Genomic DNA, 24,303 nt, shown 5'->3' with positions numbered 1-24,303 from the left:
CGTGCCCCTAGCTCAAGACTAGGTCTGGGAGCTTCTCTTTGACGTCTTTCGCCACTAGATGGATGGGCGTCCCCTGGTTGACCCCATCGGGATTGTCCAAGGTTGTGGTCGAATTGTGCAAAGCAATCAATCGCCAGCTGAGGGTGAAGCAGGGAGATCCTGAGGAGCCGGGCTCGGTATTGGTCTTGTACTGAATCCGCGTTCCTAGGGCGTTCATGCCGGTAATCGCCTGCGTGTCGAGCGCCAGCTTCATAGGGGCGCCAAGAGGGTGCTGAACGATCAGCAAAGGCTCGTTCTTTTCCGGCAGGTGCTGCTGGAGGGTAAGGGTGATCCAACTGCGCCGGCTATCTCCGAGCTGGTCATTGCCCGGGGATGTATCCAACTTGAGGAGCGCGTAGTCGAGTTCTGACAGCGTGGGCTCGATGGAAGGGGCACCTCGCGCCTGCCGGATGGGAAATGTACTGAACGCGATGCAACCGCTTTTCGCCATGGTAGTGACGATGCCAAGCGCGACATCGTCTTCTTTGCGGACATAGTCAAAACGGCACGTGAGTTCGTGACCATTGTTGCGGCTGATCTCGTTATGGACCACGTGCCAATTCGTTAGCACCAGATCTTCCCCCACCAGGAAGCCAGTGCCCAGCGCGACACCATCGCGCTCGATCCGACAGATCTGTCGCTCGATCCGTAGAAGCTTCTCGACCCACAAGTGAACATCCAACTGCGGCAAAAGAGGCCTGAGGTTCTTCTCGAAGCCGGGCGCGAGCGCATTGGGTGGAGCATCCTGTTGCTCTTGGCCTGCAGACTGAGCAGACAGATCGATTTGTCGGCCGACAAGATTAATCCTGGAGGAGACCGTAGGCACAGTATTCAATATGAGATCACGAAGGCCGCCTCGCATTGGCTTGCGGCTCCATACCTCGGCAAGGAAGAAATCCGTCGTTCCATTGTGCTCCAGCTTATCGAGCAGCTTTTTGATGGTCTCTTCTTTCGGATAACCGGTTCCGACGTACTTGTCGTGCAGCCGGTCACCCGTACTGGAATGTACGATTCGCTCCAGTTCGTCGTCGTCGACCGCCGACGCAATCTCCGACGCAAGGTTGTCGATATCATTTCCAGACAGCGACATGGCGAGACCTTTCTTGACGAATTGAGGCCAAGACGGAGAAAGACTAGCTCCTTCTTTACTGGCGGTAAATGCCTCGCTACGATAAAATGCAGACTTACCGTTAGTTCACCAGCGCGAACATCAACTACTTTACAGCGGGAGCAGTTGGCTGTAATATTTAAAGATGTGTATCCGTTCAACTCTTAAGAAATTTGCATGGGGGCTACTTTGGGGCGGCCTACTGGCCGTTTTGGTGGTGTCGACGCAAGTCACGTCGACGCCAGCTATTGCTCAATGCAGTCCCGGTACACCTTGCTGATCTTTTATGATCATCGGGCCCCTCGCACGTATCTGGCCGAAAACAGGCGGCGAACGCATACGGCTGGAAGATCTAGGCTGTAACTTTTTTGTTGATTTTTTAGTCGCAACATTAATTACCGAAGAAAGGCCGAGATAGCCTGGGGCGTGGCGGCTTTGCGCGATTTCTCGCTGTGACTCGAAGAAAAGATCTGGATCAATTTTGCAAGTTCAGTCCCTCGGTCGGCCGGGTAGTCTCTGTAGCCGCTCTTTCGCTGCACCAAAACGGCTATTTGCGCTGCTCTGTTCAAAAGGCTCAACTTAAGCGCTCGCGGGTCGCCATCTTGCTGCTTCTTGTGTTTGACCAAGAAACACAATGAACAAGTGTCCGGAGTCGTTCTTGGCTGGCAAGTTCATTAACAACGAGGCCACCTGCGGGGCCCGTACGGAACGCGATCATCTTCGAGCTACATCAGTGATCATGTATGGGACGACACGCCCTACGACCCTTTCATTGTCTCCACCGCGGCGACCACATCTCCGCCGAGGACCCTGAAGGTCTTCAGGTCGATGATAAAATAGCCAACCGCCACGCCGCCGCTGAACGACAGCTTGTCGCCCGTGAAAATCGTCGTGAAGAGATGCTTGCGCGTTCTGACATGTCCGCCAGAGGAAATACATTTCATGGAAACCAGCAAAGGGGTTGCTGCATCCGCCGCGAGCCGACACAGATCGGATCCGAGGACGAGTTGGTTGACAGCGATATTGCCCGTCTGCGGATCAGGCTTAACGGCAGAATCGATGATCGCATCCGCCGTCGCCAACAAAGCCGCCGCGCCTGCGGGCGGTGCCCCTTGGTATAGTTCGGAGACGCGATTGCGCCCGTCAATCAGTTTGTCTAGCGTGTGGAATACGGAGAACTCCGGCACCGTCTTCTCGCTCTGTTGCGCGAAGTGCTCCGGAAGGACGATCGGGATCGACTTCGCCGACATGTGGCTGGCGAGGAGCGGGTAGAGAGCCGCCTCGGTCAACTCGACCTTCCGGCCATAGTAGTTCGTTTCGGCCTTGAAGTAGCTCATCAGGCTGGCGACCCCCTTGACCAGCTCGAATGCGCCAAGAACGGGGCCCTCCTCAGTCGGCTTCGTTTCGGCCAGCTTGGGCTCTGCTTGCAGCTTTTCCAGGTCGCTGATCACGCGGTTAGCTCGTTCGCGAAAAGCGATGAAGGCGCGCGCGGTCGCCGCCACGCCTTCGCCTCCCACCAATACGATATCTGGACTGAGCTTTGCGACCTGATCGGCAATCGTACCGGTGATCTTGCGGGCGGCGGTCAGTGCGAGGATGTCCACCTCAATCCGGACGTCATCGCCAATGGTCGTGGCCTCCGTCGTCCTCTCCACTTCCGGGCTTGCCGGTTCCTGGCCTTGGCCTTCCTCTTCGCCTTCTCCTGCCATGGGTGCCTCCCGACGCTTGATTAAGGTCTGCTTAGGTGATCCCCGCCCGCGGCCACGTTCATAAAGCTGATTTCAACCAAGCAGCTGGCGATTCGGTTTGAGGACGGCGAGCGACTGGCGCTTGACCCCGCCAGGGTGGCCGACATTACGATCGTTGTAGCCCGTCGCGGAGACGAGTCGCTTTTGCACGGCCCGGCAAAGGTCTGCCGAAATGGCCAGGTGAATTGTGTCAGATCGTCTCTCAGTTCTCTGCGTCGACCGGTTGAAGCCATTCGGATGGATCGAGACAAAGATCAGTGAGGCTGTGAACTTTGCCACACCTGCTCGATCCCTGAGGCCGATGTCCAGGTCGGTCTTTCGCGTTAGTTTAACGGTGTGGCTATCCTCTTGGAGGCGGCGGACAATTCAGGCAACTGCAAGGCCCCGCTCAAACAACATGGCTTCGCGATCCCGGCGAATGCGAAGGCCACGCAAAGTAGGCCACAGTCGTTTCATTGAGCGGAGGTCATTTGGAATATGGCTGAACTGCCCGATGCTCATATGATCTTTAATCGCGCGCATCTCTTTGTAACGGTCGCCAGCCGTCGAGAACGATGCGCCACGGTTGTACGTCAGCGAGACGAGCGCACCACGGCAATCCGGAGTTAGCTGGTTGGTGTTCGGGAGCGCCCGCTCAACGAGGCCAACCCACCGAGGCATAACCTTCTGTCGGTGTACCTTGATAGCTGCCTCCCACGGCACATCGACGCTGCGTCCTAGCTCCGCCGCGATCGGCTTCGCCGCCGCACCATGGGCGCCGAGCCCACGCTCGAGCGCCGTGACCATCCCGGCTGGTATCGCACCGTCCCAGTCGGCATGAAGCTGCATCTTGCTCACGTATCCTACGTCGTAACCAATCCCGATGGTCACACCAGATGCTGCCTGTGGCCAGATCGGCTTTCGGTACTTGGCTTCGTAAGCCGCTTTGCTGCTGACTTCAAACTCGACAATCAGATCGAAAGCCTCGTCGGAAATAGGAGCCGACGAGGGCTCTGTTGTGATGACTGGCCCTTCAAGCACCTCCGCCTTTTCCAATTGCTCCGCGAGCCATGCCAATCCCTCCCGTTGCCCACGCGTCTCCTCCAACTCGGCCTCGCTCAGTGGTTCCTGCGTGTCCCAATTGATGGACGTCCTCATCCGGCTTTCTCCTCACGCCTAACGTTGCTATCGCCATTCAATGCCTGTCGATTACCGGTCTCTCGACCGGTGCTCCGCATTACTCCCCACCGCGATTGTGATAGTGAGCGGCACGGTGAAACTCAGCGAACCGATCGATCCAGTCGCTGCCGCGGGAGCTTGCGCAGCCCCGGTTTGGACATCCTCGTTCCATGCCGCGGCATAAGCATTCGGTTTCGGCGACGGCGTGCCGGCAAAGTTAATGCCGGTGTCGACCACCCGTCCGTCAATGGCAAGCTCGCCAGTTGGCACCCCGTAGTTGGCATCGAGGTAGCGACCGCCAAAATGCAACGCCACTACTTGGCCGGTGCTGGCAGAAACCACCGCCGAACCCGAGTTTCCGCCGAGGGTCGAGCTGTCGTGGGTTGCCGCAAGGACTTGGTTGGCGTAGCTCGTAACAGCGCGCGGAGGTCCAATCTTGCCCGGCTGCAAGCGTTTCACATTGTACACACCATTAAACACCTGCCTTTGCACCGCTGCATCATTGCGCGGGTCAAAGGCTGGATAGCCGATGACAGCGATCTCCTCACCTTCGTACTCCTCAATTGCCTTAAGCGACAAGCCGAGCGGCGGCTGTTCCTTTCCAAGCCCCTCGACCCTCAGAATTGCCATATCCCAGTAGGGATGTATCATGACCACTTCTCGCACCGTTACTGGCATCGAGCCTGCGCGGTCGCGCTCGCGGAGAAAATCGGCCCCTGCCTTTGCACCGGGTCGGAAGTGCAAATTACGGATGCCCAGTCCGATGCTAAAGATCTCGGCGACGTGCCGGTTTGTCATCATAAGGTCAGGCCCGACCACAAAGGCGGTGCCTCCATATGGCAGGGTCGGATGCTCAGGCAGCTCGACTCGGCCGATCGAGGCGATCGCGTCCCGCAGCCGCTGTTTGACCGCCAAGTCGTGCTCGAAGTGACGCCAGAGCTCATGTGTTATTCGGTAATCGCCATCCTGGATGTCAATGGCGGGTCGCTTGTCGGGAATGATGATCGCTTCGGTGGCAAATAGCTCTTCTGGATTGAGCTCAGCGCCCTGGGCGAGCTTTTCGGTGGCGCTTCGGACCGTCTCCTGCCTAACTGCCGGTGGGCCACCTTCGACGCTGGTAGATTCGACCATGCTTTCTAACTCAGTAGTGTCGGCAACCAGTTCCTCAAGGTCGGTCACTTTTCCGAGATAGCTGCGGACTATTTCAGTGGTTGACAAGTTCATTTTCAGTCTCCCTGCCGCTATTCCTTGGACGCGGACCTTCGCGCAGCCGCCGGTGCCGCCTTCAGCTTTGAAAGAAATGGCTCAAGTGATTTCTCGTAAGTGGCGTCGAAGGACCTCCGCAACGTCGCGTTCCTGATGACGTAGTAAAGCGGTGGGCGCCCGTTGAAAGCGATTTGCTCGCGGTTCATCTGGATCAGACCGAGCCTTAGCCGATCGCCAGCCTTCGCTGCCGTAGGTAACATAGCGAGGAATCCAGGCGGTAGGCCGGCAAAAAGCGCATTGATGTCATCCTCTGTGGCCACTCCACTCGCAACGACAATCTGATTAAGCTCCGTAATCTCATCGAAGCTGAAGACCTCCATCGGAGTTTCAATACGCTGAGGCGTCTGAGATTCGGCGGGAGCCGACGGAGCAGCGGACTCGCCACACCAGAGCCACGACCACTGGGGATCGCGCCTAAGTTCCCAGCCCGGCACCGCAAAGTTGCCTTGCAGATAGCTGCCACTGTGCTGCATGCCAACGACAAGGCCGGTCGCTAGATCTATCAACGGCGCTCCCCCTGTACCGCCAGTCGTTGATGCATCGTGCTCTAGCATATGCGTGTTCTCGGGGCCCGACATCATCATGCCTCGCGCAATACCAGGCATCAGGCGCTTCTCCCCCCAGATGTCTCCGAAGACTACTTGCAATTCCTCCGGCTTGTTTCGAACGTCCATCGCCGGATAGCCGACCACGCAGATACCTCGACCCTGGATTTCGGTCCGCATATCCGACGTTGCGAACGTCAGCGGTTGGGCCGTGCCCTCCACCTCAAGAAAGGACACTTGCCAATGCGGGTGCACCAAATGGACTCTGAGGATCGGACTCTTCGAAGAGCGTGCCGTGGGAGTATCGTTGGTATCAATCCATGCCACAGCCTCGCCCTCGGTCCCCCGTAGGCTCTTCTCAATCACCTCGCCTACATAGCTCGCGGTGGCATAGAGGTTCGGCCCTACGGCAAAAGCGGTTCCCATGAACGGAGCCGAACTATCAGCCATCTCGACTCGCGCAACCGCCCGGATCGCCCGGCGAAGATGCTCCCTGGCCTTTTTCAGCTGCGGACTGAACTCGTCGCCCGCCTCTTCCGGTGCGAAGTCGCCATTGGTGATAGTCAGAACTGGTCGCTTTTCAGGCAACACCAAGGCCATTTTCGCCTCCCCCTTAGTCCATCCGAGCCCCGATACTGGCCCAGAGGGTAGGATCCTTCGTCTTGATATCGGCAACAATAGCCGCGATCGGCGTGCCTACGTTTACCCAGGCAGTGTCCTTGCCCTGAAAATTCAGCCGTCCGAAGCGGCGGCTTGCTTCCCGGTGCAATGCCACAACCCGCCAAAGGTCGTCGCAGACCGGCGCGCCCGACGACCCTCCGTCAGTGTCAGCATAGTATGCGAGGTCACGGCCTCGCACCGCTGCCACCAAGTTGTTGCGCAACGCGATGAACTTCGGCAATGCGGCCGGATGCTGGATGATGTTAACCGCGAAAGGCTCTCCTTCTGTGAAGGTGACGGCCTCGCTGCGCACGATCAGCGGCAACCGGTCATTTGGTTCCGCCAATTCCAGAACCGCGTAGTCGAGTTCTCCGTCCGAGCAAACGAGTCTAGCGACCCGTACCGCACTCTGCGTTGCTCCTTCTTCGTCATAATCAAATTCGATCACGGCGAGTGCCGCCTGCCCCTGCAGATCCAACTCCGACGGCGGGGTATCGTATTGCCCTCGCGCGCGCACTGCGTGCAGGTTCGTCACCGCGTGTCGTTGTCCGATCAACCAAGCGGTAGCATAGCCTTTCAGCGGCTCGCCTGATGAAGGGCTGCACCGTGGCGTGCCACTCTCGATCTGCGGGACGACAAGACGGCCGATTGCTCGCGCTGTCTCCAGTGCCCGTGCGAGGAACCTGATCGGAAGCATGTCGTCGCGGAAGATAATCCGCTCCGGCAAATAGTCGTCGTCCCCGCCACTTGGCCCCTCCCCACCCCCTGCACTGCCTGTCGCAGCCAATCGAGCCACTCGCTCCGCCATGTCGGCGAAGAACCGGCCTCGGTTTGTCTCAGGTCCGCTCAGCAAAGCTGCGTTCCGCAACCAACGGTACAGCGGCACGACGCCGCCCAAGATTCTCTCTTCTTCGTCATTCAACCTGGTCAGATCGAGTAGAAGCTGCGCTCCCGGAACTGCGTTTTGCGGAAGCATTGCAACGAATTGGACATCTAGGCCGCCGAGCAGAACCTCGCGGTGAGTCTGAAGCCCTTGTCGGAGGGCCTTTTCGTAGATTGCCTCGATCTGCTCGTACGCCAGTAGCGTCATTTTGCTGTCCCTCAGATCATCCAGGGCTTGACGTTGTCATATCTTGCCTTGTCCGGCTGCACAGAGATGTGGACGTGCTTGGTGTGGGCGTTGCGCCCTGCATAAGGCCGCCAGGTCCAAGGCTGCTTCGTCGAGCTCATGATCCGCCGGTTCCAGATTACGTACTTCACCCGCGGATCCCGACCGGCGCGTAGCGCCTCGGCCAGTACGCCCGCGTCGCATCCCCCCGCTGGATCATGGGTAATGTCGATTGCAGTCACTACCCCCACCACACCGTCAACAATCCACGGATTGTGGTCGGACTTTCTGGTCGCATGCGCGGCATCGCCGATCGAACCATCGCTCGCCTTGCTGCGGTCCGGCGCGCGCGCATTAACTTGGGCCCGCAGCGCCTTCAGACTCTCAGCCACACGCCAAGTCCTCGGAGCTTCCAACGGCACAAACTCCGGCGAGGGTTCTTCAGGATCAATGTGGCCATCAAGGTCGAGGTCCTCGACAAGAAGCTCTGCCGACGGGAGGCCGAGCGCCGCCGCCGCGGTGCCCCATCCTGGTCGCTCCAGCGCCTCGCGTAGACCCGCGGAAAGCACTGGGTCAGTTCCAGCCGTCTCCTCTAGTCTTGCCGGCCGACGTTGCCGTTCGAGTGCCAGCCACACCATTTCCAGCCCATGCTTGCCCAACGCCTCGGGTGCAACGGCTGCCTCGGTCGGGCCAGCGAAATCCGCTAGGAACTCGCGAGCCATCTCCAGCGCGTCAGCGTTAAGCGGCGTGCCCTTAGCCGGAACCGGAGCCTCTGCGAGGAGCTCTGGCACGGCGCTCCCCGCCTCCAATAGCGCCAAAGCGTCCACCACTCCTGCCCCGAAAAGGCCAGTATCCCAACCGGAAGGCACTCGAGCGGTGCTGCGCAGTAGGCGGCTGAAGCGATCCTGCAGCCGCTCGCTTGGCGCGAGCCCGGCAATCAGCGCTTCCCGGCCGTGATGCGCCAACCACAATGCCGCCACGCCGGCAGTGAGTGCGACCGCAAAGGATGTGCCTTCGCCCGGGCCCGTGAGGGGCATACCGGGACGTGCTGTGGCACGGTAGACGTGCTGGGCTGGTGCGGTAACGTCTACTGCCCGACCGCGGCACGATCCCCTCCAGATGTCGTCATCGAAGTTGCTACCCGCCACCGCAATGCATCGATCGAAGCGCGCGGGCCAAACAACTAGTCGCACACAGTTGCCGGCGGCGGCCAGCACAATTACGTTTTTGTCGATGGCACGCGCAACACCTGCAGCCAGCGCACTACTCCAGAGCCCACCGAGACTCATCGTGACAACATGGCACCCGCTATCGACCGCATGCTCTATAGCGCGGGCGACTCGCGACTGGGTGATGCGTGCCACGCTCTCGATGCATCGGATCGGCACTAGCTTCGCCGCCGGGGCACTGCCAGTGACGACGCCGCCTGCCCTACTGACAACCACGCTGCCAGTGGCGGTGCCGTGGCCAGGCGTGTCCATCGGATCATTACTGACCAGGGGGTCGACTGGATCCCCCCCGTCGAGCAGATCAGCCCAACGCGTTGGGTCCACCGCGTCGGCCAATTCCGCATGGTCTGTAATGCCAGTATCGGGCTGCGCCACAAGGATTCCCTCACCTCGGGCCGGCCGTCCTTGTTGCTCCGAGAAGGCCCAGGCCTCCGGAATGCGCATCTTAGTGAGCGCCCAGACTGGATCGGCCGGTGCCGGCATGCTATCGTTCACCCAGCAGCCGAGCATCTGCCCTGACTCTACTATGCCAGCTTCCGCCTGATCCGGAAAGAAGTCCGTCGGGAGATCCGGCTCCACAGCGAGGGCATCAAGCGCCTCTCGCAGCGGCTCAACCAAATCGAAGGGGCTCGCTCCGCTCAGCACCCGCGGGTTAAGACCAGGAAGCCGGATACGCTGAAAACGGGGGTCGCCCGCGAAGACCTGCTCTACTCCGACCACCGCTCCCGGGAGCACACTCCGTACACGCTCCTCGATGTTAGCGGGGGAGACGCCCGCGAACTCAGCAACGTAATCTAGCGATATGCGCTGTGCCGTGGCGATCTGCGATTTGATAAGGTCAACGGGTTTCACAGGCTCACTCCCTCAGTCGCTGCCAACAAAGCGCAGAACGACGCCACACCGGGCGATCGCCGCGCAGGACGGCTTCTCGGAATCCCCCTCACTGCGCTCAGATCTTCGCCACCTTGATGAAGTCGAAAGCTGAAGACTGAAGCCGTTTACGTAACGGCTGCTCAAGCACCGCAAGCAGGCTGTTGTTCACGCTAATTGTTGTGGTCGCGCTCTCGAACTCGGCCGAGGTGTCTGTAATCTTGAAGAATAGAACGTTGATCTGCTCATCGCTTACGGAAAGTCGAGCTGCGACGTGACGCATCCGACTCACGACACCGTCAGAACTGACAGCGCCGAAATGCAGTTCACGACTCTGGTATTTACGGCTCTCCCGATCGAACAAAGTAATCCAGGGTTGGCTCGCATTCACCTCTTGTAGATTATTGAGTAGAGCCAGAATTACTGGTCCGACTGCCGCACCGCCGAGTGCAATGGTCAGGAATGGGATGATTGCCTTGTGCACGGCGACGCCACGCTTCTTGAAGCGTGAAGTTGTGAACGCGCCCTGAGATACCGCGAAGCCTAGCTCTAAAAGACTTGACGTATATTCAGCGAACCAGTCATCTTCGTCGACGTTACCGCCCTTTGCCTTAGTCGCCGCTGTCGCCGCGCGGCTGGCGAAGGCCATAGCCAGAGACAACCCGCCTCGTACACGCTCGGGCGCCGCCGAAAAGTCGATCAACGTATTACCTGACACAATCCCATTCGGCAATCTGTCGAGGTTAAGCGCCGCCCCATCAACACCCTCGCTACTGGTTTCGAACCTGTCTATCCTTGGTGCGATGGGTCCGATTTCTGCGCTTTCAATGAAGCTTATCGCATTCCGGTCCGACATCGCATACCCCCCCTTTTTCAGTGCAGACTGCCTGAGAGGCGACCAAGCTCTATCCTCTACCCGCAGTCACCCGTGAGTATTCGAAATCCAATGAAGTAAAAAAGGTCTGCCCGGTTTCGGCGACCCAGCCACCGGCCCCATCGCAGTTAGCTGATTCAAGTTCGAGCGGCCAACTTGTTTGCCTAACTCAGTGGCCACTGATCGTCCAAGTACGGGCCATTAACGGCATCCGACCATGGCATTTCGGTTCAGATGCCCCCGAACCTAACACGAGGTTCTCAACCACCGGTGATGATAGCGCACCACCTTCGTCTGTCAATACCAGATGATTAGACACGCACTGAGCAGCGGATACTGAGGCTTGCTCAGTTCGAGAGAGGGGGATTCTTGTAGTCACTCGACGCGACCAACGCGGCGCAGATTGCGCTCGATTGGCACCGCAAACATGTAGCTTGCGTTGCAGCTTTATCTAGTTCAGCTGGGACAGATTTCGAATATTTTGCTATCGTCAATGAATAAGTAACAACAACCACTTTGTAATGCATTTACTCAGGGAAGAGGAGTTTCTATGCAATGGTATACTTTAACGACGACGATAAGCGGGTAATTATTAAGATAGTTACTAAAATTTACAAAAATAGAGATGCCATATTGGGTGCATTTCCTTCCAATTTTCGAGAAACGTTTACCAAATGCGACAATACGACGGCGCAGATTATCGCCGACTTTAACTATCTAAATGAGCAAGATTACATCCTAGAAAACGGAAATCCAAAATGCCCCATTGCGATATGGCTAAGAACCTGCGCAATTTTCTATGCGTATCAAGCAGTAACGGAGAGCCAATTAACTGCATTCGCAGCCTCGGCTGAAGAGTACTTCTTAAGTAACAGCAAAGATCTTTACATCGCTGATCGAGAGCTTGTAAGAGCTAAACTGCGCGATCTTTTGTTTCGGCTCTACATGCCATTTCTCGCAAGTCACTTGGGAGGCGGAAACTTTAACGCTGAGAAATTAGCTCGGGGAATTGAACAGGCAGTAATGACTCAGGCTGACTATGGCAAGAAGGTTTTCATCAATAACCTATCGCGCACACTAGTGGTGAAATCGGAAAACAGCAGCCCCAGATTTATCGAAGTGTGTGACACGTCGAAATTTGAGTTTGTCCCCTTCGCGGCCGAGGATGAACTCGTCTGGAAAACGAAGCGCTTCGCGACAGGCGAATTGGAACTCTCGAACTATTTGGTAACCCGCGAAATTGTCAAAGTGGGAGGACTCCAGTTGATGAGCGACGACGAAACCGACATCGCTCGTCAAGTTCTGACGAAGACTTATCGCATAACTTCCAAAGGCACATTGCAGCCACACCCAATTATCGTCGAGAGGAACACATCCTGGGAGTTGGACCGAGATCCAACGTTCGAGCAGGTCTCTCCATATGTGATTGATGGCTGCAATTTGGAAATCCTTAACCAAGCATCTGGACTGCGTATTATATTCCGTGAAGTAGGCGGAGTTGATCTTTTTAGACCTGAACCCCATATCGAGAAATGGGATGTGATACCCTACGGGCACAGCAGAAAGCTGAGTGCTGCGCGCGCGCTTTTACCCGAGCAGGGATACATGCTAATTATATCACGCCCACTTTGACTCGACATAGCGCGTCGGCTAAAATGTGCACACCTTTTGACAGGAGAACTGTGATGTTTCGGATCAAAGAGACCATTGTCTGATCCATTAGGGGCAGCCGCTTCCTGGATCCTATTGACAAAAGACATCTCAACCATGGTTGGGAAGCATTTCGACGCCCCCCTCAGCACGGGTTTGATATTGGCGCCCAGTCTTGGCCGGCGCCAAAAGGTCGCGCTGTCATTGCTGACCTCCCCACCGGTAATGATCTTGAACGCATGACCCGCCCGTTCTACAAGACAGTGCTGCTTAGTCTGAGCCAACGTATCCGGTCTAGAGGTCTCGCCTCGGCCAAGATGGAGATCCGCGCAGCCTGGTCCTCATAATCACACCAGTCTGAGACAACCGTTCAAGTTGCCCAGGTTCCAAGCCGCCGATCGACCAGCTGTGCTGCCGCAGCCGCCGGATCGCCGCGCCTACTCCTGAGAACGGCCCAGAAGATGCGGGCGAGCTTGGCCGCCAGCGCTGCGATGACTGCCGGACGAGCCGCTCGGAGCGCAAGGCCCGGCTGCTAAGTTGCAGCTCGAGGAGCTGGAGGCCGACGCCGGCGAAGACGAACTGGCGGCGGAGATGGCGGCGCGCTCGTCGACGGTCCGGGCCTTCGAGCGCAAACGTCCATCCCGCAAGTCTTTCCCAGAGCATCTGCCGCGCCAACGCGTCGTCATCGCCGCACCAGCGAACTGCCCGTGCTGTGGATCGGTCAAATAGGTGATCCAGACCGTGCGCGAGAAGTTTCCTGCCGCGAATGCGAGAAGATCACAGCCCGCGCCCTTCCATGTGACACCGCGCGGCTTTTCCGGGCCGAACCTCTTGGCGACGATCCTGTTCGAGAAGTTTGGTCAGCACCAGCCGCTGAACCGGCAGAGCGAACGCTATGCCCGCGAGGGCGTCGACCTCAGCCTGTCGACGCTCGCCGATCAGGTCGGGGCCTGCGCCGCGGCATTAAAGCCGGTGCATGCGATGATCGAAGCGCATGTGCTGGCCGCCGAACGACCGCATGGCGACGACACCACCGTGCCTATCCTGGCGAAGGGCAAGACCGACACGGGGCGCATCTGGACCTATGTCCGGGATTATGCGCACCCGATGATTGTGCGCAGCTCACCGGGACAGTCAGCCAGGTTTTCTTCGGCAGATCAGTGAGATGGCGGCCGGCATCCAAGCTAGGCGGCGCGCATAATCCTGGTGTTTCCTTCCGAGCGCAATCAACTCGGTAGGAGATCTACATGCAGAAAGCGGTCATCCTTCAGCCACAGCCCCGCGCTTGGTTGGAAGACAGTATTCTTCGGCCCTTCGTTTCGCAGTACGGTGAACACTTGCAGCGAAGGCGATATGCGCCGAGCACGCAGCGCGCCTATCTGTGCTGCGTCGCCCACTTCGCCCATTGGCTGACTCAGGAAAGGTACGACCTAGAAGCGATCGGCCCGGGCGCTGTTATGCGCTTTCTCTCGGAACACCAGCCGGCGTGCGCCTGCCCCGACCCGGTCCGTCGTGTGCGCCATGAGCTGCAGGCGGCGCTGGGCCATCTTCTCGAGGTGCTCAAAGCTGGCGGCGTGGTGTTGCAGTATCCGACCCGCAATTCCGCCATCGAACAGGAGCTGACGCGCTTCGATGCCCACATGCGCGACGTCTGGGGATTGGCGGACAACACGCGTCGGAAGCGTTGCCGAATGGTCGAAGGATTCCTTGTCGAGCATTTCGGCGAGCAGCCGATCTCCATGGCGACCATCAGCGCCACATCCATCCGCCGCTTCGTCCTTGGCAAACAGGGGCGAAGACCCGCCACCGTCGCCGCGAACGGCGTCATCATTGGCTGCTATCTCCGCTTCCGCAGCATGTCCGGCGAGCGGGTGGGCGGTCTGAAGGCCGCGATCCCCCGGGTCGCACACTGGCGGTTGGCATCATTGCCTGAGGTGCTGACCGACGCCGAGATCGACGAACTGCTGGGTTCTTTTGATCAGACGTTCCCGTCGCGCCTGCGGGCTTATGCGATGGTGCGGTGTCTGATCGATCTCGGTCTGCGATCCAGCGAAGTCGTCAAGCTGCAGCTTGACGACATCAACTGGGCCGATGGCACGGTCAAGCTTGTCGGCACAAAGAGCCGACGCGCCGATGCTCTGCCCCTGCCGTCGGCGACGGGAGCAGCGATTGCGGCCTATCTGCACGAGGGGCGGCCCGCGACATCGAACCGGGCCATATTTGTTCGCCATGTTGCCCCCTACGACGAACCGATCACGACCAGGAGCGTCAAACGTGCGGTGCTGGCCAGCTACCGAAGATGTGGATGGACGCGGACCGGCGTCCACATTCTCCGCCACAGCATGGCCAGCCGACTTCTGCGCACTGGCGCGCCGATGAAGGAGATTGCGGACATCTTGCGGCATCGGAGCCTCGACACGTCCGCCATCTATGCAAAGGTCGACCTGACCAATCTTGCAGCCGTTGCCTTGCCTTGGCAGGGGAGCGCGCAATGACCGGTCCGCGCACCATGCTGTCACTGGCAAAGGACTATTTGTCCGAACGCCGCGCCCTTGGTTTCGTCCTTAGGATGGAGGGCCATCAAATCACCTCTTTCGCCCTGTTCGCCGACGAGCGCGGCCATAGTGGCCCGCTCACCAACGATATCGTCCTGAACTGGGTGCAAGGCCGGGCCAAAAGGACCAGTCCCTTCTCATGGGCCCGGCGCCTCGAGGTCCTTCGCCCGTTCGCGAGGTATCTGGCCCGGCTCGATCCCGACACCGAGTTCCCTCAGACCGCGACCTTTGGTCGTTCACATCGCCGCCTCGCACCGCACATCTATTCAGAGCAGGAGATCTGCGAGCTTGTGGCCGCCGCTTCGCGCCTGGGTCCCGAGGGCGGATTGCGGCCGGCAACCTACGCGACGATCTTCGGGCTGATCGCCGCTACCGGTCTGCGCCGGTCAGAAGCGCTCCACCTACGCTACAGCGATGTCGATCTCGACGGAGCGTTCCTTACGGTTCGGAACACAAAGTTCCGCAAGTCGAGGCATGTGCCCATACACGCCACCGTCGTAGCCGAGCTACGGCGCTATCTGGCGGTTCGGGCGCGTCATGATGCGCTCACCGAGGACTCACCGCTGTTTCTGTCTCTGGCGGGTGGATTCATCGCGAAGCGGAGGATCAATAAGGTTTTCCAGAAGCTTCGCACCAACCTTGGTTGGACCGCGCGGGGCGGCCATGGCGAGGTGCGGATTCACGACCTGCGCCACACTTTCATTTGTCGCCGTATCCAGCTCTGGCACGAGCATGGTGCCGATATCGACAACGCCATGGCGGCGCTCTCGACCTATGTCGGCCACGCCAAGATCTCCGATACCTATTGGTATCTGACCGGCGTTCCGGAACTCATGGCGGTCGCGGGCAAACGGTTCGAGCTGTTCGCCTCTACGATTGGAGGGGATCGTCATGACTGATCCCAAGCTGACACCGTCCTTCCCCAGCCTGCTTCAACGCTTTTTCGTCGAGCATCTAGGCAATCAGCGGGCCGTCAGTTCGCGCACCATCGCCGCCTACCGCGATACCTTCCGATTGTTGCTTTACTTCGCCGAGGCGACGATTGGAAAGGCGCCCACCCGTCTGACCCTGGCCGACCTCGATGCGCAGTTGATTCTGAGTTTCCTCGACCACTTGGAGAAGGAGCGAAGCAACGGCGCCCGTACCCGCAACGCCCGCCTGGCGGCGCTTCGCTCTTTCCTTAAGTATGCCGCCCACTACGACCTGGCCGCGCTGCCCATCATCGAACAGGTGCTGGCCATTCCGATGAAACGGTTCGACCGGCCGGTCCTGGGATTTTTGTCACGCGAGGAGATGCAGGCGATCCTTGACGCACCGGATGCGCGGACCTGGGCGGGTGAGCGGGATCGCGCGCTGTTCAGCATGATGTACAACACCGGCGCCCGCGTGTCTGAAGCCATCGGTCTGCGCGTCGGCGAGGTCGTCGTCGATGGCTCGGCGGTCGCGCACCTGCACGGCAAGGGGCGCAAAGACCGCAGCGTGCCGCTCTGGCGTACGACCGCCAACCTGATCCGCAACTGGAGGCGCCGGTTGGACTGCGCGGGCGAGGAGAACTTCCTGTTTCCGAACCGGGGCGGAGGGTGCATGGCACGTTCGAACGTCACCCAGCGCCTTGAACTTGCGGTCTCGGCCGCCGCGGAACGTTACCCGCAACTCGCGCGTCGCTCGATTTCGCCTCACACCATCCGCCATACCACAGCGATGCATCTCCTGCAGTCCGGCATCGACATCAGTGTCATTGCCCTCTGGCTGGGTCATGAGAGCCCCGCCACGACGCACATGTACCTTCAGGCGGATCTCGCCATGAAGGAGCGTACGCTCAACCGACTGTTGCCCATGACGGCCAGTCAAGGCCGATATCGACCGCCGGACCAGCTCATGCAGTTCCTGTTGAGCCTTTAAGAATTATGCGCAGTTCGCCTGTTCGAAATGATCTGGAACGCCGATGGTTATCGGGTCCTGTCCCGGTGAGCTGCGCATAATCAACGGATGCGCATAATCCCGCTTATGTAGAGATCTACATAACAGGGATGACCGGCCGTTCGGCGGGCAATCGCCGCCAGCGGCGCTCTATTATGCCTCGCGCGACAGACGGCAGGGACATCCCGAACGTCATCTCAAGAACTTCACCGGCATCCTGCAGGCCGACGCCTATAGCGGCTATAATCCACTGTTCAAGCTGAATCTCGATCCCGGTCCGTTGACGCAGGCGCTGTGTTGGGCGCATGCGCGCCGTAGGTTCTTCGTGCTCGCCGACATCGCTGCCAACGCCAACCGCGGAACGAACGCGCCGCCGATCTCGCCGGTCGCGCTCGAGGCGGTCAAGCGTATCGATGCCTTGTTTGACATCGAGCGCGAGGTCAACGGCCGCCGACGAACGCCTGCAACGCCGCCAGCATGAAAGCCAGGCGATCGTCGATGCGCTTGACGAATGGCTGCGCGCCGAGCGGGCGAAGCTGTCACGCAGTTCTCCCGTGGCCGAACCAATCGATTACATACTGAAGCGCTGGGATGGCTTCGGCAGGCGGTCATGGCTCTTCGCCGGTTCCGATCGTGGTGCCGATCGCGCCGCCTTCATGGCGACGCTGATCATGAGCGCCAAGCTCAACGACATCGATCCGCCGGCTTGGCTTGCCGACGTTCTCGCCCTCATCGCTGACACCCTGATCACCAGGCTCGAGCAGTTGCTTCCATGGAATTGGAAGAACAATCAACCCGTTGAGAAGGCAATTGCCGCATGACGACATCCGTCGCCAGCCTCAAGATCGTCCTCGATGACGTCGAACCAACCGTCCAAGCGGGGTATCAGGACTTCCTCGAAGGGCTTGCCGACCCCCAGTACGATCGTCACGACGAACTCATCGAATGGTGGGGCAGTGACCAGTTCGATCCCAACCACATCGACAAGCCCGCGATCGAACAGGCACTCCGCGCACTCGCGAAAAAATTGACCAGAAAAACCCGCACTAAGGCATAGCGCGTCCGCCACGGCCTACGCCCAGGGTTACTGTCAGTCCCAGCCAGGCGGCAAGATCACGGCCCCGGTCGAGACGCGCCACGCATCGCCAGCCGCCGCAGTAAGGTCCGTGGTGTTGATGACCCCGATGCCAGGGATTGTCGCACGACGCCGCGCATCGAGGTACCAGACGCACGAACTCGTCGTCGAAGGCCGCGATCAGCAGGGTCTTATGCCCGAAGCCTTGGAAACGGCGAAACGGCTGCTAGATCAGCGGTAACGGTTCTCTAGCAGCGGGCGATCAGCCGCTTACCGCTGGGTTGGCACATAAAAGGCACCCTCGTATGCGACGGCAGGGAGTTTCGCAAAAGCGGAGCGGGGAGTGACGCCATTCGAGTTTCGCTCGGTTGGCTTCCTCCGACGCCAGCTTCATCACCGGCGTTGAACTGACCGTTGATGGTGGCTTTTCGATGATCTGACAGCAGCAAAAAAAGCACGTAGCAGGCACTAGCGATCGACGGCGCGCCCGTTCACGTGCACAGCATGCAAAAAGGGAGGACGCTACCCGCCGCAGCAAAGGAAAAGCCGTATCCGCTAACACATGACCTTTTCGGGGTTTTGCCACGGGCTTGCTTTCCAGGGGAGACAGTTGAGCAGCCATGCCTAATTTCCAGTCAGCCGTGCGATGTGGTCATGAAGCGCGTTTCGAACTGCCTCGGCGAAGCCACGGAGCAAACTTGGCGACTTTACGAGCTCGTTGCGCAACGTCCTCGGTATTTCCAATTGAACCCCTTTTCCACTCGTTCCCCGATTGCAGATATTGCCGGGATCGATACCGCTGATATCAGATTGGGTATCAGAAAGGGCCTTGAAGCCGTATCGCTGAAGCGCCTCAACAATACGATTGCGCAAGTTTGCGTCCCGTCCTCCGACCCAGACGGTTTCACCGTCGCCTTGGTCTTTCCGACCGTGGATTCCAACGGCGACGTGAGAGCCCGCGACCAGCTTGCAACCCTCAGGTTCGTCAAATAGCGAAGAAGCAATGTGCAGATCGCGATGCGGTCGCCCGGCTATTAGTCCATCGAAGCAGTAGACCGAAAATTCGTTTGCAGCGATCGTCAAAGCAATCTGCGATGTTCCGGGTTCAATTTCGCCACCGTGAGGCGCAACGATCGCAATTAATGACGGCCTCGCTGTTTGCTGGACGCGAAAATGAACACCTTCCGTCTCGGAGGCTGATAATTCGGCAAATGAACGGTACCTATCTGTCATCAGGGGTCGGTTCCTGCATGTTTCCCGAAGTCGAGCGCTTCGTCCTCACTCGATGCGTCGACAAGTAAGAATCAATTTGAAAAGAAACGCTGTTTTTGACCTGATTGAGATGCGGGCCGATCATGTTCGATTTCGTGCATATCATGAGGCGGCTCCCGCAGCGGCGCTCAATTCAAACTGAGCCTCGCAGCCGTCGTGTGCGCAGACAGGCTTCTTCAAGGAAATGGGCCGCTGGAACTTGGTTCGGCCGCATCTCTTGCACCCAAACTGGCTGCGGAAGGCTTTGAATTCCGCCCATCGAGCCTTCTCGTCGCCGATTGACCCATTCCCGTAGAGGCCATCTTGGAAGTGACTTCCGAAGTTCTCGATCTCGCCTTTTTGGAGACTTGTGAGGAAGCGATTGTTCACCCCGGCTACGAGGGCCGGTTCCAGTTTGGCGTCCTTCAGGAAGCTGGCGAGCGCACACGCAAGCTCACTGCGCTCGTAAGAATAGGCCTTCTCGAGCGGCCTTATTCGAATGCTGACACCGAAGTCGCGACAGATTCCGAGCAGCCATTCCTCCTCCGCCTGACGCATTTCGTTCGCAGCAGACTCGCCGTTGTTCCATCGCGCCTCGATCATCTCGTCGCTGACCTTATGATCGGCGAATCGCGGCCCGAACGTCGGATCAACCCCAATGATGCGGGTAAAATGCCAAGCTTTTGATTCGAGTTGGTCCTTGAGATAGTTGAAGAACCGCTCGTCGTGAGTGGTGATGATGATTTGGCAATCGCCAAACATGGAGGCCATGAGCCCTGAGATCGCGCGGCGATGATCCGCGTCATACGACGTGACAATGTCATCAAGTGCGATGATAGGTGCGGCGGAATTGAACTGCTTGATCGCAGCCAGCCGCAGGGCAAGCGCCACCGAGTGGATTTGGGAATCGCTGAGATAGCCTCCCGGCTGGACACCCTTTCGGTTCTTGGCGAAATCGATTACCAGATTAAGGCGCTGCTGGTTCGTGTCCTCTTCCGCAGGCAGTTCCAACCGAATAGGTGCAGCGTTTGCCCCCTGGATGACTCGATAGATGTCGTTGACAGGCGTTTGCAGCTTGTCGAGCAGCGCCTGCACCTTCTTGCGGATCTCGGCCGAAATGATCGCAGCTTGCGCAGTCAGTGCCTCCGACAGCGTGCCAAGTTCAGATTGTGTGCGCAGGGCGATGTTCCTTTCGGCCTGCAGCTCGATTAGCCTGTCAATTTTAGTCTTAGCCTTCGTGTAGGTGTGGTCCCCCTGCTTGGCCTCAATTTCCGCGATTGACTGCTTCACAGTACCAAGAAGCGCGCCGATTGCCGACTCAACCTCATCCGCCCTCGGAGCGTCCCCGTGAGGCCAGCTGGCTACCGCGGACTGATACGCGATCAGTTCTGCCTTCACCGGGTCGTCATCTCCCAGCAACCCAATCAGCCCCGGTAAGGCTGCCATGAGCTGCATGTGCGCTCGGGACGCAGCGCCGTTGGCGCTGTCGAGAGCTTTCTTTGCGGCGGCGTAGTCCGCCAATTCCGCCAGATGTTTTGCGAGATGCGCGCGGACTGCGGCCACGCTTCCGGCCGACGTAGCAGCGATTGGCGTGTCGCAGACAGGACATTCGGTAGGAGTTGCCGATTCTTGGGCGAACACGGGCTCTGCGGCCTCCCACAACGCTTGAAAGGCCGCGCTCGCGGCCTTGCTCCGCTCTTCCGCTTCTTTCGCCTGAGCCGGCGGCAAAGCTGCAATGGCGGCAACAAAGTTCGGTATCGCCCCGGACACGCCTGTAACGCCAGTCTTCTCGATCGTCACTTCCGACCACAGGGCAGCGGCAGCGTTTCGAATCTGCCGTAAGCCGGCGAGTCCCACTTGCTCCTGTTCCGCCTTACAACGAGCGTCGAGCGCGACGTAGGCGGGGTCTGAAGTGGCCAAGGCTGAGAATGACAGGTTTCTGTCGAGAGGCGACAGCACTGATGCATTCGCGAAAGTCAACAGCGCCGCAGCGTCCCACGTCTTAACCGCCTGTAATGTCTCCTTGGCGAACTGGGCATCGAGACGCTGCAAGTCGCTTTTATCTTCAGCCGCTGCTTTTACCTGTGATCGAAGGACGCGGAGATTCTTCTGCACTTCGACGAGCGGCCCGAGCTGCAGCCATGTCGCCACGCTGGTGTACCGCTGCTCAGGCGTTTCGGCCTCGACGAAGGTCCTGAGCGCGTGACCCCGGATGATTGGACTAACCGTCAGGCAACCGTTCAATGTAGTCGCCACAGCGGGCATCGGCCTATTTGCGCCCGCTGCGGCACGACTTCCGCTGGTGACGGCCTTGCCGGTGATCAAATCCATGATCACCATTGGCGTGATCTTGGCCTCCTCGGCCAAATTATGCGCAAGCGCTACGAAGCCCGCATTGTTGTTTATCGTGCGTAATCCAAGGCGCTCGAGTGTGCCTTCTTTGGAGAGCATGAATTCCAGCGCATCAATGACACTGGATTTGCCGTGCCCGTTCGGCGCGAAGATCGCTATCGAGCGCTTTTTGCTGAAATCGAAGGTCTTAGGAGCGAGGTAGGCTCGGAAACCGGCTAGGCCAAGGCATTGGAGGAAACTAGTATTGGCCATCTCACCCTCCCCAGGACGTTTTTGCCCGATCAACGGCTACTTGCACAACGGCCGCTTTCGCTCGAGCTACAGCGTCCTGGGTCGGCGCCGCCTTGAGGATATGCGTGATTAAGATGTTAGCAAGTGCACTGTCCGCATTCGGGTCTTGCTTGAGCCGCTCTCCAAGTCGGTTCAGAAACTCTTCCGGCGTCGCCTCAGACGCCTGCTCTTCAACAATCATAAACTCGCCCCTCAGTTGTAGAGCGCCACCATACACGCTGCGTTGGGATTCGGGAATGGGGTGTCTATACCCAAATTGAACCCACCTTTTCATGGCAACCGACCGCTCAATGGGCGCCCATCGCAGGACCGTTGCATGGTGGGGAAGCAACCTGTAGGCGGTAATTGTTGACAAAAATCACTACCTATGATAGCAAGGTAAAATGATACAGGTCACCCCTTACCCCGTTGCCACTTATGCGTGGCGGTCAAGCTAAACTACTGTCAGCGCCCGATATTCGGCGGCTGTTGAAGGTCGCCAGCCACTCCCGACATCCCCTTCGCAATAAGGTCATCGTGCTGCTCAGTGTGCGCGCGGGCTTGCGCGCCTCGGAGATCGCCCGCCTCGACTGGTCGATGGTTACCGATGGGCGCGGCCGGGTCGGGCGGGTGATCGAACTGCCGGGGCGGGTCGTCAAGTACGGCATGGGGCGGCGGGTACCCCTGCATGCCGAATTGAGGGCGGCATTGGTGGCGCTCAGGCGCGAGGCCGGCGCATTCGGCTGCAGCGGCCCGGTGGTGGTGAGCGAGCGTCGAGGCGGGCGTAACGGCCCATGGCAGCCGATGACGCCCAAGGCGGTCGTCAATTGGTTCACCTCCGCCTGCCGCGAAGCCCGGCTTGAGGGCTGCTCGTCGCATTCGGGCCGGCGCACCTTCGTTACCAAGGCGGCGCGGCTGGTGCAGAAGGCCGGTGGCTCGCTGCGCGACGTGCAATTGCTCGCCGGACATCGTTCGATCGAAACGACGCAAGCCTATATCGAGGGGGACGCCGACATTCAGCGGCGGCTGGTGCGTATGATGTAGCGGGTCCGGGTTCGTTGACACGGGCGGGATGCGCGGTCCCGGTTCGTGGGGCATTAAAATGACCGCGCGCAACCGGCACTCCCGCTCAACAGCAACATGAATGAAGACCCGCTTCGGGAGAAGGCCAAGCATGAATGGAACATATCATGAACAATGTGCAATCCCCCAACCTGACGAAGCGCACCAAGACCCTCGCCGCCAGTGAGCGGATTCGGGTGCTGAACGACTGGCTGCGCATTCACGGCGCCGGCGGACGGGTGATGATGACCAGCGGTATCGCCGCCCTCGACGATGAACAGCGCCACAAGGTGGTGACCGCGATCCGAAGCTTTGACGACTTCACCGAGGACAACGACCCGCACGGCGAACATGACTGCGCCGTGCTCGAGGTCGATGGACTGCACGTCATGTTCAAGATCGACTATTACGACCTGACGCTGTCGAGCCATTCCCCCAACCCGGCCGATCCGTCGGTCACCAAGCGGCTGCTGACGGTGATGCTTGCCGATGAGTATTGAAGACCATCGCTCGGGGCCGACGGCTGGCCCTCCGCGCCGATTCGCCGTCACGCCGGTGCGTCGACTGCACGTTCGTGCCCCCTCTGGGAATGCCGCGGTATGAGCCTGACACCCTACCGCCAAGGCCGGCTCGATTCGCTGTGCGGCATCTATGCGTTGATCAACGCCTTCTCCCATGCAAGGCGGCACGATCCGCTTCGCTACTTCCCGACCAAGCGGCTGTTCATGACCCTCGTTGCCCGTATGGCGAAGATCAGGGGCGACACCAGCTTTTGCGGCGACGGCATCGACTACCACGAATTCCGGAAGCTGGCGAAGGCTGCCTGCCGCTTTCATCGCGAGGATGGGCATCAATTCGAACTGTTGCCGCCCAAAGTGCTGCTCGATCGCCCGTACCCCAAGAAGGCAGGCGATGAAACAGCACGGCGGGAGTGGTTCCGGGCGGCCAGCGAATTACCAAGCGCCGCGGTCATCCTCGACATCAACACGCCCTGGATATCGCACTGGTCGGTGCTGGTCGGGGTCAAGGAAGATAGGCTGTTGCTGTTCGATAGCAATGGCATGCGGAGCAGCGCGCTGGCCGATGCCGATGCGTTTGTCGTCATCAAGGCATGTCGAGCGGCCGGCTGAGATGTCGAGGCTCATTCGGACATGCACTTGATATTAACGGCTGCTGTAGAATCGTACATGACCCCGCCCCCACAGCCTCGACAGAAGAGCAGCAACGCGATGCCTCTTACCCAAATACAAACGATTCAGTCGCTCGCCGAGGCGTTAACATGGTTTGAGCGCGAGCTTTCCTGGGGAGTAGACCCCGCTCATCTTCGACACCTGACTGGCCGGATCGGCGAGTTGTTCACCTGCGTGATGACGCGAGGGCAGATGGCGCTCGAGGTGAATCAACGCGGGTACGACGTGATCAGCGCCGACAACGAGTGCGCATTTCGCAAAAGCCGGACAGGGATTCCGCTTAGTCGCGGACACTTGTTTCACTAAGTCGCGGACAGTTTGGCGGCGGTGGCCCTCGGGTGCCTGGTTGTCTTCATGGGTGATTGATTTCGCC

General features: G+C 59.0%; 21 protein-coding genes and 2 pseudogenes. 10 read left to right on the top strand and 13 right to left on the bottom strand.

Annotated elements, in window-relative coordinates; all coding sequences use genetic code 11:
- Positions 1-7: 7 nt before the first annotated feature.
- The 9 genes from CN933_RS05740 to CN933_RS05695 all read right to left on the bottom strand — a co-directional run bounded on the left by CN933_RS05740 (position 8) and on the right by CN933_RS05695 (position 10,587).
- The gene (locus CN933_RS05740; RefSeq protein ID WP_102761351.1) at positions 8-1,129 is read right to left on the bottom strand and encodes a trypsin-like serine peptidase; all 1,122 of its coding nucleotides are present in this window, start codon (positions 1,127-1,129) and stop codon (positions 8-10) included.
- A 776-nt stretch (positions 1,130-1,905) separates the two neighbouring features.
- Positions 1,906-2,856 (bottom strand): hypothetical protein, encoded by a 951-nt coding sequence (locus tag CN933_RS05730; protein WP_102761349.1) that lies wholly within the window; start codon positions 2,854-2,856, stop codon positions 1,906-1,908.
- A 72-nt stretch (positions 2,857-2,928) separates the two neighbouring features.
- Entirely contained in the window at positions 2,929-3,261 is a 333-nt protein-coding gene (locus CN933_RS32515) for an N-acetylmuramoyl-L-alanine amidase family protein (RefSeq protein ID WP_102761348.1), read from the bottom strand.
- Positions 3,262-4,032 carry a DUF8812 domain-containing protein gene (locus CN933_RS05720; protein WP_102761347.1) on the bottom strand — a complete coding sequence of 257 codons (771 nt, stop codon included), beginning with the start codon at positions 4,030-4,032 and terminating at the stop codon, positions 3,262-3,264.
- Positions 4,033-4,083: 51 nt separating this feature from the next.
- A complete protein-coding gene (locus tag CN933_RS05715; protein ID WP_102761346.1) occupies positions 4,084-5,277 on the bottom strand; it encodes a trypsin-like serine peptidase in 1,194 nt (397 codons plus the stop codon).
- Between the two features lie 17 nt (positions 5,278-5,294).
- Positions 5,295-6,464 carry a trypsin-like peptidase domain-containing protein gene (locus CN933_RS05710; protein WP_102761345.1) on the bottom strand — a complete coding sequence of 390 codons (1,170 nt, stop codon included), beginning with the start codon at positions 6,462-6,464 and terminating at the stop codon, positions 5,295-5,297.
- Between the two features lie 13 nt (positions 6,465-6,477).
- Positions 6,478-7,614, bottom strand: a complete 1,137-nt coding sequence (locus tag CN933_RS05705) for a trypsin-like peptidase domain-containing protein (protein WP_102761344.1) — start codon at positions 7,612-7,614, stop codon at positions 6,478-6,480.
- Between the two features lie 11 nt (positions 7,615-7,625).
- Positions 7,626-9,713, bottom strand: a complete 2,088-nt coding sequence (locus tag CN933_RS05700) for a S8 family peptidase (protein ID WP_102761343.1) — start codon at positions 9,711-9,713, stop codon at positions 7,626-7,628.
- 97 nt (positions 9,714-9,810) lie between these two features.
- The gene (locus CN933_RS05695) at positions 9,811-10,587 is read right to left on the bottom strand and encodes a hypothetical protein (RefSeq protein ID WP_102761342.1); all 777 of its coding nucleotides are present in this window, start codon (positions 10,585-10,587) and stop codon (positions 9,811-9,813) included.
- Positions 10,588-11,160: 573 nt separating this feature from the next.
- On the opposite strand from CN933_RS05695, the gene CN933_RS05690 reads away from it, so the two are divergent.
- From CN933_RS05690 to CN933_RS05660, 7 genes and pseudogenes are all read left to right on the top strand, one after another.
- Positions 11,161-12,237 (top strand): hypothetical protein, encoded by a 1,077-nt coding sequence (locus tag CN933_RS05690; RefSeq protein ID WP_102761341.1) that lies wholly within the window; start codon positions 11,161-11,163, stop codon positions 12,235-12,237.
- Between the two features lie 523 nt (positions 12,238-12,760).
- Positions 12,761-13,350, top strand: a pseudogene (locus CN933_RS05685) (IS66 family transposase); the annotation flags it as partial.
- A 152-nt stretch (positions 13,351-13,502) separates the two neighbouring features.
- Complete coding sequence (locus tag CN933_RS05680) at positions 13,503-14,750, top strand: site-specific integrase (protein ID WP_102761340.1); 1,248 nt, start codon at positions 13,503-13,505, stop codon at positions 14,748-14,750.
- On the top strand, positions 14,747-15,709 hold the full coding sequence (locus CN933_RS05675) for a tyrosine-type recombinase/integrase (RefSeq protein ID WP_102761339.1): 963 nt from the start codon (positions 14,747-14,749) through the stop codon (positions 15,707-15,709). Before CN933_RS05680 ends, CN933_RS05675 begins: the two co-directional genes overlap by 4 nt.
- The gene (locus CN933_RS05670; RefSeq protein WP_102761338.1) at positions 15,702-16,712 is read left to right on the top strand and encodes a tyrosine-type recombinase/integrase; all 1,011 of its coding nucleotides are present in this window, start codon (positions 15,702-15,704) and stop codon (positions 16,710-16,712) included. Before CN933_RS05675 ends, CN933_RS05670 begins: the two co-directional genes overlap by 8 nt.
- 124 nt (positions 16,713-16,836) lie before the next feature.
- Positions 16,837-17,551, top strand: a pseudogene (locus CN933_RS05665) (IS66 family transposase); the annotation flags it as partial.
- The gene (locus CN933_RS05660; RefSeq protein WP_102761337.1) at positions 17,548-17,787 is read left to right on the top strand and encodes a hypothetical protein; all 240 of its coding nucleotides are present in this window, start codon (positions 17,548-17,550) and stop codon (positions 17,785-17,787) included. The pseudogene CN933_RS05665 and the gene CN933_RS05660, both read left to right, overlap by 4 nt.
- A 642-nt stretch (positions 17,788-18,429) precedes the next feature.
- Here the strand turns inward: CN933_RS05660 and CN933_RS05655 are convergent.
- The 3 genes from CN933_RS05655 to CN933_RS05645 all read right to left on the bottom strand — a co-directional run bounded on the left by CN933_RS05655 (position 18,430) and on the right by CN933_RS05645 (position 21,880).
- Positions 18,430-19,038: a poly-gamma-glutamate hydrolase family protein gene (locus CN933_RS05655; RefSeq protein ID WP_102761336.1), complete on the bottom strand. Its 609-nt coding sequence runs from the start codon at positions 19,036-19,038 to the stop codon at positions 18,430-18,432.
- 141 nt (positions 19,039-19,179) lie between these two features.
- On the bottom strand, positions 19,180-21,660 hold the full coding sequence (locus CN933_RS05650; RefSeq protein WP_102761335.1) for an AAA family ATPase: 2,481 nt from the start codon (positions 21,658-21,660) through the stop codon (positions 19,180-19,182).
- A gap of 1 nt (position 21,661) precedes the next feature.
- Complete coding sequence (locus tag CN933_RS05645; protein WP_102761334.1) at positions 21,662-21,880, bottom strand: hypothetical protein; 219 nt, start codon at positions 21,878-21,880, stop codon at positions 21,662-21,664.
- A 236-nt stretch (positions 21,881-22,116) separates the two neighbouring features.
- Here CN933_RS05645 and CN933_RS05640 point away from each other — a divergent pair, with 236 nt between their 5' ends.
- From CN933_RS05640 to CN933_RS05630, 3 genes are all read left to right on the top strand, one after another.
- Complete coding sequence (locus CN933_RS05640; RefSeq protein WP_102761333.1) at positions 22,117-22,722, top strand: tyrosine-type recombinase/integrase; 606 nt, start codon at positions 22,117-22,119, stop codon at positions 22,720-22,722.
- A gap of 146 nt (positions 22,723-22,868) precedes the next feature.
- Positions 22,869-23,240, top strand: coding sequence for a DUF3768 domain-containing protein (locus tag CN933_RS05635; RefSeq protein WP_102761419.1), 372 nt, complete (start codon positions 22,869-22,871; stop codon positions 23,238-23,240).
- A 99-nt stretch (positions 23,241-23,339) separates the two neighbouring features.
- The gene (locus tag CN933_RS05630; protein ID WP_102761332.1) at positions 23,340-23,870 is read left to right on the top strand and encodes a hypothetical protein; all 531 of its coding nucleotides are present in this window, start codon (positions 23,340-23,342) and stop codon (positions 23,868-23,870) included.
- Positions 23,871-24,014: 144 nt separating this feature from the next.
- Here CN933_RS05630 and CN933_RS31700 read toward each other — a convergent pair.
- The coding region (locus CN933_RS31700) for a hypothetical protein (RefSeq protein WP_210204014.1) at positions 24,015-24,303 on the bottom strand (289 nt) is incomplete at its 5' end.

The organism is Sinorhizobium sp. M4_45 (assembly GCF_002885915.1).
GTDB lineage: Bacteria > Pseudomonadota > Alphaproteobacteria > Rhizobiales > Rhizobiaceae > Sinorhizobium > Sinorhizobium meliloti_A.
Note: the sequence above shows the minus strand (reverse complement) of the source record. Positions and strands in the feature narration are given on the sequence as shown.

Excerpts from the sequence above, each read along its gene's own strand:
- CN933_RS05670 (WP_102761338.1), top strand. The coding sequence starts at position 15,702 with ATGACTGATCCCAAGCTGACACCGTCCTTCCCCAGCCTGCTTCAACGC.
- CN933_RS05680 (WP_102761340.1), top strand. The coding sequence starts at position 13,503 with ATGCAGAAAGCGGTCATCCTTCAGCCACAGCCCCGCGCTTGGTTGGAA.
- CN933_RS05730 (WP_102761349.1), bottom strand. The coding sequence starts at position 2,856 with ATGGCAGGAGAAGGCGAAGAGGAAGGCCAAGGCCAGGAACCGGCAAGC.
- CN933_RS05640 (WP_102761333.1), top strand. The coding sequence starts at position 22,117 with ATGCGTGGCGGTCAAGCTAAACTACTGTCAGCGCCCGATATTCGGCGG.
- CN933_RS05690 (WP_102761341.1), top strand. The coding sequence starts at position 11,161 with ATGGTATACTTTAACGACGACGATAAGCGGGTAATTATTAAGATAGTT.
- CN933_RS05715 (WP_102761346.1), bottom strand. The coding sequence starts at position 5,277 with ATGAACTTGTCAACCACTGAAATAGTCCGCAGCTATCTCGGAAAAGTG.
- CN933_RS05705 (WP_102761344.1), bottom strand. The coding sequence starts at position 7,614 with ATGACGCTACTGGCGTACGAGCAGATCGAGGCAATCTACGAAAAGGCC.
- CN933_RS05660 (WP_102761337.1), top strand. The coding sequence starts at position 17,548 with ATGACGACATCCGTCGCCAGCCTCAAGATCGTCCTCGATGACGTCGAA.
- CN933_RS05645 (WP_102761334.1), bottom strand. The coding sequence starts at position 21,880 with ATGATTGTTGAAGAGCAGGCGTCTGAGGCGACGCCGGAAGAGTTTCTG.
- CN933_RS05655 (WP_102761336.1), bottom strand. The coding sequence starts at position 19,038 with ATGACAGATAGGTACCGTTCATTTGCCGAATTATCAGCCTCCGAGACG.
- CN933_RS05695 (WP_102761342.1), bottom strand. The coding sequence starts at position 10,587 with ATGTCGGACCGGAATGCGATAAGCTTCATTGAAAGCGCAGAAATCGGA.
- CN933_RS05740 (WP_102761351.1), bottom strand. The coding sequence starts at position 1,129 with ATGTCGCTGTCTGGAAATGATATCGACAACCTTGCGTCGGAGATTGCG.
- CN933_RS05635 (WP_102761419.1), top strand. The coding sequence starts at position 22,869 with ATGAACAATGTGCAATCCCCCAACCTGACGAAGCGCACCAAGACCCTC.
- CN933_RS05675 (WP_102761339.1), top strand. The coding sequence starts at position 14,747 with ATGACCGGTCCGCGCACCATGCTGTCACTGGCAAAGGACTATTTGTCC.
- CN933_RS05720 (WP_102761347.1), bottom strand. The coding sequence starts at position 4,032 with ATGAGGACGTCCATCAATTGGGACACGCAGGAACCACTGAGCGAGGCC.
- CN933_RS05710 (WP_102761345.1), bottom strand. The coding sequence starts at position 6,464 with ATGGCCTTGGTGTTGCCTGAAAAGCGACCAGTTCTGACTATCACCAAT.
- CN933_RS05630 (WP_102761332.1), top strand. The coding sequence starts at position 23,340 with ATGAGCCTGACACCCTACCGCCAAGGCCGGCTCGATTCGCTGTGCGGC.
- CN933_RS05650 (WP_102761335.1), bottom strand. The coding sequence starts at position 21,660 with ATGGCCAATACTAGTTTCCTCCAATGCCTTGGCCTAGCCGGTTTCCGA.